At 51.8% G+C, this 13,879-nt stretch carries 13 protein-coding genes; 3 read left to right on the top strand and 10 right to left on the bottom strand.

Annotation, left to right across the window (positions count from 1 at the left end; translation table 11 throughout):
* Positions 1-2: 2 nt before the first annotated feature.
* Both BN2684_RS19910 and BN2684_RS24615 read right to left on the bottom strand, forming a co-directional pair.
* The gene (locus BN2684_RS19910) at positions 3-1,220 is read right to left on the bottom strand and encodes an ABC transporter permease (protein WP_058303844.1); all 1,218 of its coding nucleotides are present in this window, start codon (positions 1,218-1,220) and stop codon (positions 3-5) included.
* Positions 1,221-1,224: 4 nt separating this feature from the next.
* The gene (locus BN2684_RS24615) at positions 1,225-1,764 is read right to left on the bottom strand and encodes a hypothetical protein (protein ID WP_058303843.1); all 540 of its coding nucleotides are present in this window, start codon (positions 1,762-1,764) and stop codon (positions 1,225-1,227) included.
* Positions 1,765-1,923: 159 nt separating this feature from the next.
* On the opposite strand from BN2684_RS24615, the gene BN2684_RS19900 reads away from it, so the two are divergent.
* Positions 1,924-2,613: a response regulator transcription factor gene (locus tag BN2684_RS19900; protein WP_058303842.1), complete on the top strand. Its 690-nt coding sequence runs from the start codon at positions 1,924-1,926 to the stop codon at positions 2,611-2,613.
* A complete protein-coding gene (locus tag BN2684_RS19895; RefSeq protein WP_058303841.1) occupies positions 2,603-3,904 on the top strand; it encodes a sensor histidine kinase in 1,302 nt (433 codons plus the stop codon). Before BN2684_RS19900 ends, BN2684_RS19895 begins: the two co-directional genes overlap by 11 nt.
* A gap of 281 nt (positions 3,905-4,185) precedes the next feature.
* On the opposite strand, the gene BN2684_RS19890 is transcribed toward BN2684_RS19895, so the two are convergent.
* From BN2684_RS19890 to trpE, 8 genes are all read right to left on the bottom strand, one after another.
* Positions 4,186-5,280, bottom strand: a complete 1,095-nt coding sequence (locus BN2684_RS19890; RefSeq protein ID WP_187385784.1) for a prephenate dehydrogenase — start codon at positions 5,278-5,280, stop codon at positions 4,186-4,188.
* A 100-nt stretch (positions 5,281-5,380) separates the two neighbouring features.
* Positions 5,381-6,481 carry a histidinol-phosphate transaminase gene (gene hisC / locus BN2684_RS19885; protein ID WP_058303840.1) on the bottom strand — a complete coding sequence of 367 codons (1,101 nt, stop codon included), beginning with the start codon at positions 6,479-6,481 and terminating at the stop codon, positions 5,381-5,383.
* Positions 6,482-6,533: 52 nt separating this feature from the next.
* Positions 6,534-7,340 (bottom strand): tryptophan synthase subunit alpha, encoded by an 807-nt coding sequence (gene trpA / locus BN2684_RS19880; protein WP_058304650.1) that lies wholly within the window; start codon positions 7,338-7,340, stop codon positions 6,534-6,536.
* A 17-nt stretch (positions 7,341-7,357) separates the two neighbouring features.
* Positions 7,358-8,590 carry a tryptophan synthase subunit beta gene (gene trpB / locus BN2684_RS19875; protein ID WP_234340285.1) on the bottom strand — a complete coding sequence of 411 codons (1,233 nt, stop codon included), beginning with the start codon at positions 8,588-8,590 and terminating at the stop codon, positions 7,358-7,360.
* Complete coding sequence (locus BN2684_RS19870) at positions 8,583-9,401, bottom strand: phosphoribosylanthranilate isomerase (protein WP_058303839.1); 819 nt, start codon at positions 9,399-9,401, stop codon at positions 8,583-8,585. Before BN2684_RS19870 ends, trpB begins: the two co-directional genes overlap by 8 nt.
* Before the next feature lie 4 nt (positions 9,402-9,405).
* Positions 9,406-10,215 (bottom strand): indole-3-glycerol phosphate synthase TrpC, encoded by an 810-nt coding sequence (gene trpC, locus BN2684_RS19865; protein WP_058303838.1) that lies wholly within the window; start codon positions 10,213-10,215, stop codon positions 9,406-9,408.
* On the bottom strand, positions 10,205-11,257 hold the full coding sequence (gene trpD, locus BN2684_RS19860) for an anthranilate phosphoribosyltransferase (protein ID WP_392389023.1): 1,053 nt from the start codon (positions 11,255-11,257) through the stop codon (positions 10,205-10,207). The genes trpC and trpD overlap by 11 nt, the downstream gene beginning before the upstream one ends.
* 71 nt (positions 11,258-11,328) lie before the next feature.
* Positions 11,329-12,879 (bottom strand): anthranilate synthase component I, encoded by a 1,551-nt coding sequence (gene trpE / locus BN2684_RS19855; RefSeq protein WP_058303837.1) that lies wholly within the window; start codon positions 12,877-12,879, stop codon positions 11,329-11,331.
* 674 nt (positions 12,880-13,553) lie between these two features.
* On the opposite strand from trpE, the gene BN2684_RS19850 reads away from it, so the two are divergent.
* Positions 13,554-13,871 (top strand): hypothetical protein, encoded by a 318-nt coding sequence (locus tag BN2684_RS19850; protein WP_058303836.1) that lies wholly within the window; start codon positions 13,554-13,556, stop codon positions 13,869-13,871.
* Positions 13,872-13,879 lie beyond the last annotated feature (8 nt).

The raw sequence follows: 13,879 nt of genomic DNA, 5'->3' as shown, positions 1-13,879 counted from the left end.
GTTTATCCCTCCATTTTTGAAAGTGTATCTCCGGGATTTGCCCGTAATGTAGGATAAATGGAAAGACCCACGGCAACTAGTATAATGATGCTGCCCAATAAAAGCAGGGTAAGCAGATGCTGCCCCTCTAAGTGGATATTCGTCATACTTGAAAAATCCCCAGTCGAAAATAAGCCTTGCAAAAGCCTTCGAGCAAGAAATTCACTACATCCTGCTGCGCCCAGTACCGATAGGGCAAATAGAGCAAGGCTTTCGGTCAGGGATTGCAGCAATACATTTATTTTGGATACACCTAGGCTGATCAAAACCGCAATTTCTTTTGATCTCGTTCGTGTCCACATCCAAAGAAGCAGGGAAATAACAATCATTGCGGTTATTACAATCAACGCAAGCATGAGTGTCGTCATCCGAATGATCTGCTTTAGAGGGGCTTGCATTTGCCGGTAGAGAGTGTCTGATGTTGTCATGCTGGTAGAGTTGTCCATTACCAATTTGACCTGCTGATAAAGATCAACCAGCTTTTCCGGATAGTCCGTATAAACGATCAGAGAGGAATAACCGCCTTCGCCATATAGCGTTTGAAACAGCTTGTGATGAACAAAAATCTGATTTTCTATGCGATTTGCAGAAGGGATGCTATTCTCTTGTTTACGTTCCATTCCGGAAAAAAACAGGCCGATCACCTTCCCGGACACCGTGCCTCCGGTTTCCGTCTCAAAAGTAAGTTGGTCGCCAATAGCGAGTTGATTAGCTTCTGCTAGAATAGAGTTAATTAAAATACCATCCTGTTTTTCGGTAATAGGTACTCCAGCCAGCAATCTGTACTTCTCCTGTGCAAAAGGCCCGTCAATTTCTGTATTGTCATATGCATGAAGCGTTACAGCCAAATTAAGCTTTTCCGTACCCTCCTTCAACATAATGGGCGAAAAGTTGGCAGGATAAGCGATATGGCTTGCTACACGGTTAATTTTAGTAACAGAAGTTAAATTCAATAGTTGGGAGACCATTTCGATTGTCATGCGATTTTTTCCCTGTTGATTTTCCAAAACAAGCTTTGTCCCCATTTTTTCATGAATCGAGTGGTTTGTTGCCTGAGCCGTTTGCAAAACAATCGTTGCACATAAAATCATAATGCTGATGATCAAAAAGCATGATAAAAGAAGAGCACTTTTGCTTTTTTTGCGCTGGATATAACGGAAAGCACGTTCATAAAAGGTCATGTCCTCACCTCTTATTTCTGTAAATGAAAATGTCGCTTGCATGGAGAACCTTGTTGCTGTCATACTCGCCGCGTATGACCAGATGGGTTTGTTTTTTAATATCGCTCTCGCTTGCGGCATCATAGGTTACTGCTTTGGTCTGAACATTCACATACGCAATTAGAAAAGTACAGTCCTCGTCATAAGCAACTGTAACTTGATTCTGCTTATCTTCATAACCCGGTGCAGCTTCATAAGCGATGTCGCCTTCATAAACAGTAGGAGCGATCGTAGAGCCATGATCCGAAAACTCGATAACCGTGCCTATTCGTGTACTATTCGCAAGCAGTTCATCCCCATTCTCAGGTTCTCTATCTGTTTTATTGCCGGAGTTGTTTTTATTCAGAGTACTTCCTACGTTTTGTCCATTTCCATTTGTTTCCTCATTGCTTGTTTTCACCGGGTCATTCTGCGATATGTCCTTAGTTGGCGTCTGATACCTGCAGCCTGTACAAGCCGATACGGTAAGCATTACCGATAAGAATAAAATCATTTTACGCTTCATGATAAAAGCACCTCCCTGTTTTTTCATTCTTATGATAGGGCTTCTTCTTTTTAAAAGTCCTGTAAATGTAAAAAGGAATGGTGCCTATTCTTAAAGGTTTTTTTAGAGAATGATGTGGTAGGGTAGAATAGAGGGAGTACTTTAGAAGAGGGGCCAGCCATGCGAATCCTTTTCATTGAAGACGATAAAAGCCTGTCAGCCACCGTTGCAGAGCAACTGCAAAAAGAGGGGTATATAACCGATTGTTGTTATGATGGTGAAATGGCGCTGCACTATGCCTTACATTCGTGCTGCAGCTATGACATCATTTTATTGGACAGAATGTTGACCATTATCGATGGACTCACGATTCTGAAGGCGATGCGGCAAAAACATATTTATACACCTGTGCTGATCATGACGGGATTGGGTGAGCTTGATGACAAAATTGACGGTCTTGACGGTGGTGCAGATGATTATTTAGTTAAGCCGTTCCAGGTCAAAGAACTGCTGGCAAGAATTAGAGCCTTGACTCGTCGCCCCGCAGAAATGGTGGATAAAAAGCTATTAATGGCCTATGGGTTAGTGTTGGATACCGAACATAGACGTTTAACCTATGCAGATCAATCCGTCATGCTTACGCAAAAAGAAGCGGATATGATGACGGTTTTTATGGAGCAGCCGGACAAAACCCATAACCGTAGCCATTTATTATGGAAAGTTTGGGGAGGAGGCTCAGATGTGGAGGAGGGTAATATTGATAACTATATTCACTTTTTGAGAAAGCGACTGCGTCAAATAGGCTGTAAAGCCAGCATAAAAACAATTTATGGCACGGGGTATCAGTTAGGAGAACACCATGATCAATAAACTTCGCAAAAAGCTAATGACCCTGTTTTTGACCCTAACTATGCTTATATTTACCGTCGCCATGTTTATTATGATGAGTAACACAGTGGCAAGCATACAGGGTTCTGAGGTTGAGTATGTAAACAACATGACGGATCGTATTATCGAGCAGGTGCAACATGGAGAAAAAATTGCTAATCTAGATTTGTCCTTCTATGCTACTAAGTTTCATACCTGGATCTATCTATCAGACGGTCTCGCCGAACAGTCGGGTCCCGATTTTTTTTCTGCTTCATTAGATAGCTTGCTAAATCAGATAAGGTCGGGGAAATCTGTTGTTTCCATGCAAGCCACAACGGAAAAGTATGCGAATCAAGAAAGCTACCGTACCCTTCATTTAATAGCTGGATCAAAAAATGAAACGTATTATGGAGTGCACAGTCCTTTTCTTTCCTATTCGGGTACTAAATACGATTTTATTATCATTTATCCTCAATCCCCATTTTGGGCTATAATCCGGAGCTATTGCGGCTGGTATCCCCTGTTGTGGTTGGGAGTATTTGCATTCATGTATCTGATAAGCCATATTTTGATTAAAAAAGCAGTACAACCAGCGGAAAATGCCATGATAAGCCAAAAAGAGTTTATTGCATCTGCGTCCCATGAGCTAAAAGCACCTTTGGCCGTCATACAGGTCAATACAGAAACCCTTGATATGAATCACTTTGATGCAGCTTCTGAGCAGAAAAAAAGGGTGATTCTTGAAGAGTGCGCGCGAATGAACAATCTCCTTAAATCTATGCTTGCGTTAGCTTCAAGTGATGCGGGTAACTGGAAAATGAATGTACGAGACGCCGATATAGACACACTTTTAATTGAAACGTGGGAAATGTTTATAGAAAGCGCACGAAAGCAAAATGTCCGTCTGGATCTAACTATTGATGAAGATTATCCAAAACTTAGCTGCGATAAGGAGCGGCTTACTCAAGTTTTCAGTATTCTGTTGGATAATGCCCTAACCTATTCAAAGCCTGGTTTATCTATTCAAATAGGTGCAAAAGTACAGACCAAACAGATGATGTTCTATGTCATTGACCATGGCTGCGGTATTGCCGATACCGAAAAAGAAAAGGTATTTGAGCGCTTTTATTGTGGCGATTCATCAAGAACAAATAAAGACCATTATGGTATGGGATTGAGTATTGCACTGGAAATTATAAAACTTCACCAAGGTAGTATTCATTTGAAAGATACGCCAGGAGGCGGTTGTACCTTTGAAATAAATATACCATTTGAGATATCATCCCATTAATAAGCTATTCCCTCTTCTGTCTGGTAACGGAAGCTAGTCAGATCGTCGTAGCATCATCAAGCACAATAGATTTAAACGCCTCCATGGCTCTATCCCTCATTGAAAAATCAAAAATCTTGCTTTTATTATTTACCCTACATATCGTGATAACCCTACCCGAACATCCGCCCCGCCCTTTCGGAGGCATGAAAAAGAACCCTCACTCCCCCTAGATAAGGAGAGCGATAGGCTCTGGAGCGTGTCTTCAAATCCGAATTCCGGCCGATTACGAGCGAAACCCTTTATTTATGCACCGCATAGGATTGTCCTAGCAAGGCTTCCGCCCGGTCCTGCGCCTCTTGATGGTCGAAGGACAACCGCAGCACCCCCGGCGCATCCGCCCGGCTCTCGATCACTTGAATGTTCCGCAGGTTAATGCGTTCCTCCCCAAGTCGGGAAGCGATGTGCCCGATAATCCCGGGATGATCGGGTACGTCCACATACAGATCGAACCACCCTTTGAGTGCGCCTTTGCGGCGATCGGGGATGGAGTTGCGGAATGCTCGGGAGCGGCTGAACTCATCGATGATGCCGTCTCCGTCCTCCTGCTCCAACAGTTTAACGAACTTCTTCGACTCCGCGATCCATTCCTGCAGAAGCTCGAGCACGACCTGCCGGTTGCTGAGCAGGATGTCACGCCACACGACAGGCTCGCTCGCCGCGATGCGGGTGATGTCGCGGAATCCGCCCGCCGCCAGGCTGTGGTAGAGGCCGTTCTCCTCGTTATGCTTGGCGATCAGATTGACCAACGCCACGGCCACGATATGTGGCAGATGGCTGACTCCGCCTACGATCGCATCATGCTCTTCCGCATCAACGCGGACGATCTGCGCTCTCGTCCATTCGAGCAGCTTCTCCAGCTCGCTGACCACTTCCTCCGGAACGCCCGGAAGCGGAGTCAGGATGTAAAAGGCATTCTCGTAGAGATCGACAGAAGCCGCCTCCACGCCGGAGCGTTCGGACCCCGCCATCGGATGACCTCCGATGAACCAAGCTTCCCCAAGATCGACCTTCGCCGCCGCCCGGCACACCTCCGCCTTCGTGCTGCCGACATCGGTGATGATGCAACCGGGCTTCAGGCGGAGCTGGCCGAGCTTATGCAGATATTCCTCCAACAAGCCGACAGGTACACAGAGAAAAATAAAGTCGGCTTCGCTCGCAGCATCCTCGAATGATGAAGTTGCCTCATCGACAACTCCCCGTTTGACGTATTTGGCGGCGGAAACCGGATTTGGCGAATGTCCCACGACATGGAGACCGGGTTTTCCCTTAAAACAAAGGGCGAGGGACCCACCCATGAGTCCCACCCCGTAGATTGCGATTTTCTTCACCTTCATCAACCTTTAACATGTATGTTCTATAACGGTTCGATCCACGGTTCCCTAAAGGTGAAACGACTCAGCCGAATCAACCGGACACCGGGTCTGCTAACACGTTCTAAGCTTCTACTGCACTCTGTGCCAAAACCTCGGAGAGAGCCGCAATGAAGCCTTCGTTCTGCTCCCGGCTGCCTACTGTCACCCGAATGGATGTAGGAAATCCGAGCGCATGCCCTGCACGAATAATGTACCCTTTTCTCAACAAAGCGTCGAATACATCCTTGGAAGGTCTGCCAACCTCCACCATGATAAAGTTGCCGTGGGCCGGGAAATGGCGAAGCCCCATCCGGTCAAATTCACCCGTTAAATACTGGATGCCTTCCGCATTGGCTTCCCGGCAGCGAGCGACGAACTCAACGTCCTGTATGGCGGCTAAAGCGGCGGCTTGGGCGGTACGCGTCGTGTTGAACGGCGGCCGAACTTGCGCTACCAGCTTAATGATGTCGGGGTGACCGATGCCGTAGCCGATCCGCAGAGCGGCCAGCCCATAGATTTTGGAAAAGGTGCGCAGTAGGATCAAATTCTTGTGCTGCTTCAGGAGCTCAAGGCCGTTCGGGAAATCGGGAGCTGTGACATATTCAATATAAGCCTCATCCAGTACCACGAGGATTTCGGCGGATATCTTGTTCAAGAAGTCGGCAACAGTCTGATGAGGGAGCATCGTGCCGGTCGGATTGTTGGGATTGCAGATCCAGACGATTTTCGTCTTATCGGTCACCTTGGCCAGCATCGCATCCAGATCATGCGTGCCGTCCTTCATCTCCGCTTCGACAATGACGGCCCCTTCCACCTCGGCATTGTGCCGATATTGCGAGAAGGTATGGGTGGCCATCACCGTTTCGTCTCCAGGCAGGAAGAAAGCTTTGGCGATCATCTCGATGACTTCATCCGAGCCGCATCCGAAGATGATCTGATCGGGCCGAACTCCATTCCTCTTGGCAACTTCTTCCGTTAGTGAGATAGCCGCTCCGTCGGGATAAAGGCTGAGCTGATCCAGCTCGCGGATGATTGCTTCCTTCGCTTTTGGCGAACAGCCAAACGGGTTCTCGTTGGAGGCGAGCTTGATGACCTTATCCAGTCCCAGCTCTCGCTTTACATCTTCAATCGGTTTGCCCGGCTGGTAGACCGGCAGGTGAACAATAGAGGGTTTCGGCTGCAAAACGGACACTCCTTTGCGATGGCGATTCCATGACCCCCAAACGGGCATGAAATTATTCTTTCAATTGTCTCACAAATTCACGGATTTGCAAGAGCCCCTCCGCTTTGCTGTCTGAGTTCATGAGCAGCGGCAGTGATTCTTCGATACGGCGAACGATGGCGCTGCCGACCACTACCCCGTCGCAGATTTGCGAGAACCGCTTTACTTGCTCAGCGCTCGATATCCCGAAGCCGACGGCTACCGGCAGCGGTGTCGCCTGCTTGACTGCTGCGAGGAAGTCTTCAATGCCCGACGCGAACTCGCTGCGTGTTCCGGTTACGCCAAGCGAGGAAACGGCATAAATGAACCCAGATGCTTCCTGTGCGATCTTCGCGATCCGCTCCCGAGAAGTCGGGGCGACCAGAGGAATGAGATGGATTCCGGTCTTGGCGGCAAGCTCCCGGACAGGGCCACTCTCTTCTACTGGAAGATCGGGAATAATCAAACCGCTGATGTCATGAGCGGTTAGTTCGGCGAAGAATCGGTCCAAGCCGAATTGAAGCACGGGATTGAAGTAGGTGAAGAGTATGAAAGGAAGCTGGCTTCCCTTGTCGCGGCAGATCCGGGCAATCCGGATACAGTCTGAGATGGTGACGCGACTTTCCAACGCGCGAAGTGAGGAACGTTGAATGACCGGGCCGTCGGCGAGCGGGTCGGAATACGGGACGCCCAGCTCGACGAGATCTGCCCCTGCTTTTTCCAGCTCCAGGATGATCTCTGCCGATGTAGCCAAATCGGGATCTCCTACGGAGAGGAAGGGAATGAGCGTCGAACGTCCCTCTTCTTTAGCCGTACGAAATGCTTGATCGATTCGATTGATCGTTTGACGGGTCTGGTTCATGCCTGCTCCCCCTTTTGGTAGCTCATGATTGATTCGACGTCTTTGTCTCCCCGGCCAGATAAGCTGACGATGATAATCTGATCTTTCTCCATCGTCGGCGCTACTTTCACCGTCTGGGCAATGGCATGCGCGCTTTCGAGCGCCGGAATAATACCTTCCGTGCGAGACAGCAGATTCAGGGCATCCAGTGCTTCCGCATCCGTGATCGGGACGTATTCGGCGCGGCCTGAATCCTTCAGGTAAGCATGCTCCGGACCGACGCCCGGATAATCCAGGCCCGCCGATATGGAATGGGCCGGCAGCACCTGGCCGTGCTCATCCTGCAGCAGGTAGCTGAGCGAGCCTTGGAACACGCCGTGGCTGCCTTTCGTCATGGTCGCCGCATGCTCCTCGGTATCGACGCCCTTCCCCGCCGCTTCGACGCCCATGAGCCGAACGCCCGCATCCTGCACGAACGGGTAAAAGATCCCCATCGCATTGCTTCCGCCGCCTACGCAGGCGATGACTAGATCCGGAAGCCGCTCTTCCTTTTCGAGGATCTGCCTGCGGGCTTCATCTCCGATAATCCGCTGAAAGTCACGAACCATCATCGGATAAGGATGAGGACCCGTTACGGAGCCGAGGATGTAATACGTATCCTCAACATGGCTCACCCAATAACGCAGCGTCTCATTGCACGCATCCTTCAGCGTCCGCGTCCCGGACATGACGGGCACGACCTCCGTGCCGAGCATATTCATCCGGAAGACATTGAGCTGCTGGCGCTTGGTGTCCTCTTCTCCCATGAAGACTTTGCATTCAAACCCCATCAAAGCGGCAACCGTAGCGGTGGCTACTCCGTGTTGACCGGCTCCGGTTTCGGCGATCAGCTTCGTCTTCCCCATCCGTTTGGCGAGAACCGCCTGTCCGATGGCATTGTTGATCTTGTGAGCGCCGGTATGGTTCAAGTCCTCACGCTTGAGATAGATTTTGGCTCCGCCCAGTTGCTTCGTTAACCGTTCAGCATAATAGAGCGAGGTGGGACGGCCCGAGTATTCCTTGAGGAGATAAGCGATTTCCTCCTGAAAGGTCGGATCTGCGGAATGGAGCTTGTACGCTTCCTCCAGTTCGATCAAAGCGTTCATTAACGTTTCGGGAACGTACTTCCCGCCGAATTTGCCGAAACGGCCGTTTGCATCGGGATAGCTGCGAGTTCCACTCGATTGCAGTTGTTCAGATAGCTTACTCAAAGACCTTCACCCTTCCTACAAAAGTTATGATTTTGTCGATATCCTTGCTGCCGTCCGTCTCTACTCCGCCTGACACGTCCACGCCGTCCGGCTGTCCGATCGCGAGCAGCTCACATACGTTATCTGCATTCAGTCCGCCAGCCGCGATCAGCTTAATGCCGAGGCGATGGGCGGCTTCCCGATAAGGGGGTATTTTCGTCCACGGAAAAGTCCTCCCACTGCCGCCGATGGTAACCGGATCAAATGTGTCCAGCAGAATCGCATCCACAACGCCTGAATACGGCATGAGCTTATGAAAAAGGTCGTCGTCCATCGTCTGGCTCAAAGATGGAGTCGAAACGGAGCTTTGATTCCGTTCAGAGTTCTGCTCCGGTTGCGAATTGGCTTTTGTACTCTGTCCAAGTGGTTGAGTCGGATGCCGTTCCGCCATTTCATTCTCCTTACCCGCATCTTGATGGCCGGAAAGCGAGATGACCCGATAAATCTCCGTCCCGAAGCGCTCCTTGATCCACCTGCAAAACTCGGGCGGCTCCTCGCTGTGTAGCTGAACGATATCCACGGGAGCTTGTTCAAGAACCGCAATCAGTTCTTCTCTATCCGGCTCGACGAACACGCCCACCGTTTTAGGCAGCCCGTTATCCCGTCTCTGTTCCTTCACGATACGGATAAGCTCGCCCGCCTGCTCGGGAGTCACCCGCCTACGGCTCTTCGCAAAGACAAAGCCGATCTGATCGACCGGAAGCTGGAGCAGCGCTCGAAGCGTCGCTTCCTCCCGGATTCCACATATTTTTACAGTCGGTGCTCCGCCCATTCGATCAAATCCTCTCCACTTCCTTCACCGGGCCAAGCAAATCCTGCACCGCTTGGCTGATGTCGACCTGTCGCATGAAATGCTCGCCGACTAGCACCGCTTGCGCTCCATCCTTATGGAGCCGGTGAATATCATCAGGCCCTGATATTCCGCTCTCGCTGACGATTACCCGGCCTGTCGGAATCAGAGCAGCCAGCTCGCCAGTTGTGCGGAGATCCGTCTCGAAGGTATGCAGGTTGCGGTTGTTGATACCGATCAGCTTCGGCGCGGACTCGAGCTCCAATACTCGTTCTAGCTCTTCGCGGTTGTGAATCTCCACGAGGGCATCCAATCCAAGCTCACGGCTTAAACGTAGGAAGCTCTCCAGTTCTTCCGACGTCAGCATCGCCGCGATCAGAAGGATAGCATCCGCGCCGATCAAACGCGCTTCGAAGATTTGAACCGGAGCGATGATGAAATCCTTGCGCAGGATCGGTACTTGTACAGTCCCGCGAACCGCTCTCAAGTAGTCATTGCCGCCTTGAAAGTAATTTCGATCCGTCAAAACCGAGATACAGTCCGCGCCTGCCGCCTCGTAAGCGCCCGCGATAGCTGCGGGATCGAAATCGGCGCGGATGAGCCCCTTTGACGGGGAGGCCTTCTTCACTTCTGCGATAAGTCCCATCGGCCGTTTCCGATTCTCCGACAGAGCCTTTTCGAATCCTCGGCAAGGCGGCAAATCCCGGATACTCCGCTCCGCTTCTCCGAGGTCAAACCGCTCGCTCAGCTCGCTAACTTCGGTTTCCTTCGTCTTGCGAATGCGCTCAAGAAACATGGCTCGCCTCCCGGGTGCAGGCGACAAGCTCCGCCAGCTTGGCGGCGGCGCGGCCCGAATCGATGACCGCTTCGGCCAAAACAACCCCTTGCCGCAAGCTGTCTGTTCGCCCGGCTACATAGAAGCAAGCGCCCGCGTTCGCCAGCACGACATCTCGTGCAGCTCCCCGCTCCCCCTTCAGGACGCGGCGAATGATCTCCGCATTGACCGCAGCATCGCCTCCCGCAAGCTCGCTCAGCTCATAAGTGCCGAGACCGAGCTCTTCCGGAGCAATCTCCTTCGTTGCGATGCTTCCATCGCGGAGCTCCGTGATCTTCGTCGGAGCGGATACGCTGATCTCGTCGAGGCCGTCCAGACTGCCCACCACCAGGCCGCGCGATACTCCGAGTGATCGCATGACTTCCGCGATCAGTTCCGTCTTGCTGCGGTCGAAGAGGCCGAGCAGCTGGCGGTCGGCTCCTGCCGGATTGGTCAGCGGACCGAGCAGGTTGAAGACTGTGCGGATACCGAGCTCCTTGCGAGGACCGGCCGCATGCTTCATCGAGCCGTGATAGGTTTGCGCGAAGAGAAAACAGATGCCTATGCGAGACAGGCATTCCGCCGCTTGCGCCTGATCCAAGTAAATGTTGACGCCAAGCGCTTCCAGCACATCCGCGCTCCCGCTCGCGCTGGACATGGCGCGATTGCCGTGCTTCGCTACCCGAATTCCACCTGCCGCAGCTACAAGCGCCGAAGCGGTCGAGATATTGAACGTCTTGGCTCCGTCTCCGCCCGTTCCGCACGTATCGAGCAGATCGTTCTGCTCCGTGTTCACCCGGTTCGCTTTAAGCCGCATCAGCTCCGCGAAGCCGGTTATCTCCTCAGCGGTTTCCCCCTTCATCCGCAGCGCAGTGATCAAGCTGCCGATTTGGGCTGCCGTGGCTTGCCCTTCCATGATCTCCGCCATCGCTTGCCTTGCCTCCGTGCGGCTCAAATCTCGTCCGTCCGCAACCTTGGCGATCGCCTGCCTCACCGTGAACGTCTGGTTATCGATCATCTCCATATCGTTCCCTCCTCTACGGGTCTCTGCTCGTCTATTGCGGTCGCTGTCGTCCGCTGCACCACGCATTCCCATCATGCGTAATAGTAATCACCGTTGATGATCGGCTCCAAGTCTCGCTCGCGCTTTTCGAGGAACATTTCCTCCGCTAGTCGAATCGCCCGCAGCATCGCTTTCGCCTTGTTGATCGTTTCCTCGTATTCCTTTTCCGGTACCGAATCCCAGACGATACCCGCTCCCGCCTGCACATAAGCTTTACCGTTCTTAAAGATGATCGTCCGGATCGTGATGCACGTATCCAGATTGCCGGAGAAGCCGAGATACCCGATCGCTCCCGCATACGCCCCTCGCGCTTCCTTCTCCATCTCGGCGATGATCTCCATCGCTCTCAGCTTCGGAGCACCGGATACGGTACCCGCCGGCAGGCAGGAGATGAAGGCGTCGAAGAAGTCTTTGTCCTCGCGGAGCTGTCCGCTCACGTTGGATACGATGTGCATCACATGCGAGTAACGTTCGATCTCCATGAACGTGTCGCAATGCACAGAGCCAAACCGAGCCACCCTCCCGATGTCGTTGCGGCCGAGGTCGACCAGCATCAGATGCTCCGCCCGCTCCTTCTCATCGGCCAGAAGCTCCCGCTCAAGCGCCGCATCCTCTTCATCGCTGCCTCCCCGTGGACGCGTTCCCGCAATCGGCCTCGTTTCGACCTTGCCATCCTCCACCCGGACGAACAGCTCCGGCGACGTTCCGACGATGATCTCTTCGTCGAACTTGAGGTAATACATGTACGGGGATGGATTGGTCGTCCGCAGAACCCGGTAAACCTGAAGCGGATCGATCTCGGTTTTCTTTTCGAAGCGCTGGGATAGCACCACTTGAAAGATATCCCCCGCCCGAATGTACTCCTTCGCCCGTTCTACATTCGCCATATATTCCTCTTTGGTCAGATTGGAGCGAATTCCATCAAGCTCAACCTCCTCCGGCATCGGCCGAAGCGGGCGGCTCAGCGCGGGAGGAGCCTGCTGCAGCTTTTCGACCGTAGCGTCGATCATCCGGCATACTCGCTCATATTCCGCCGCAATTTCCTTGTCCGTCGCTCCCGGTGTCACATGCACATTTCCGATCACAACCAGCTCCTGGCGGAAGTGATCGAACACGACCAGCCTGTCGCAGAAGAGAAAGCGCAAATCCTGCATGTGCATATCGTCATCCCGATGCTCGGGAAGCTTCTCATAATCCTGCAGGAGATCATAGCCGAAGAACCCGACTGCTCCGCCGGTCAACCGGGGAAGACCCGGAAGCGAAGGGCTCCGATAGGCCCGATGATAGCCCTTCAGCACTTCCAGCGGGCGCTCGTCGTGAACCCGCGTTTCTCCGCCTGTCGTCACCCGAGTCTTCCCCTTCTTCCCTTCCAGCGTGAGGAAGGGAGAGGAGCCGATGAAGGAGTAGCGCGCCCACTTGACCCCGCCCTCCACACTTTCCAGCAGGAAAGCCTTCGGCTCATCGGAAAAATGACGGAACACGCGTATGGGCGTTTCCGTGTCAGCCAGAATTCTGCGGGCAACGGGAATGAGGTTGTAATGCTCGGCCAGACGCACAACTTCGGCAAGCTCGGGCTGGTACATGTCGGCGTTCATCTCCTTAAAGAATAATAAAAAAACCTCTACGCAAGTAGAGGTTTCGGGTCGTATTCAAGGAACATGAACAAGCCATTAGCAAACCATGCGATTGCATGAAGACAAACGTTCTGCACGAAGGCAGCCGCTCCTTGTCTCATGGGGACGCACAGCAATATGCTCAGCTCTACTCTGCTCGACTTGACTCAACTCTACTCAGCTCTACTTACGATTCTTGCGCTCTACCGATCCGGGCGCTCCCGCCCAAATCCGGTTTCTTATTCCCCACTATACACGATGGCAGAAGCGAGCGTCAAGCGGAGGTTTGCCCTCATCGTATTCTTATATTTTCCACATGCTGATCACGGCTCGCAAATCGATTCACCACGATTCCTCACGACAGAAGTCGCTTATTCACAACAACGATAGGCACGTCATTATTTCTTTCCATTCGCAACATTTCTTTCCTTGGGAAGGTTATTAAATAGACAGCTCTACTATAGATGCTCAAAGATGAGTGATTCATAAGTTATTCCTTCATTCAAATGTATCCCTATTCATTTCTAGATTCCCAGTCGAGAAGCTTGCGGATTTTTCGCGACTCCATGGGCTTCTCCTTACCTGGTAAACCGACGATCGTCTTTCACAAAGATACGCATGGAGGGTTTCACGGAGACGGAACCATGCTGACGATCTATCAGCTCACGGAGGAAGAAATGACGCAGCTCCTCCAAAAGCAAAAGATAGACCAGACATGGACCGAGCTGCCGATGAGACCCCAGCGGGTCAAGGCCCTGCACGAGCTGTTTGCTGATCCCTACGACGAGGACATTCCCAACCGGCGGAACTTCGGTGCTCAGGATGGCTATTCTCTCCTGAAAACCCGCAAGGGAGAAATCATGACCGGGGATGACTTTTTTCAAGCGGCTTATTACAACATCATCTTCTGTCTGGTTGATACCAAGACCAATCAGGTTTCGCTCTATACCTCGGATTTCTAAAGACGTGA

This window comes from Gorillibacterium timonense (genome assembly GCF_001457415.1).
Classification (GTDB): Bacteria; Bacillota; Bacilli; order Paenibacillales; family NBRC-103111; genus Gorillibacterium; species Gorillibacterium timonense.
The sequence above is the reverse complement of the archived record's forward strand: the minus strand, read 5'-3'. Positions and strand labels throughout refer to the sequence as shown.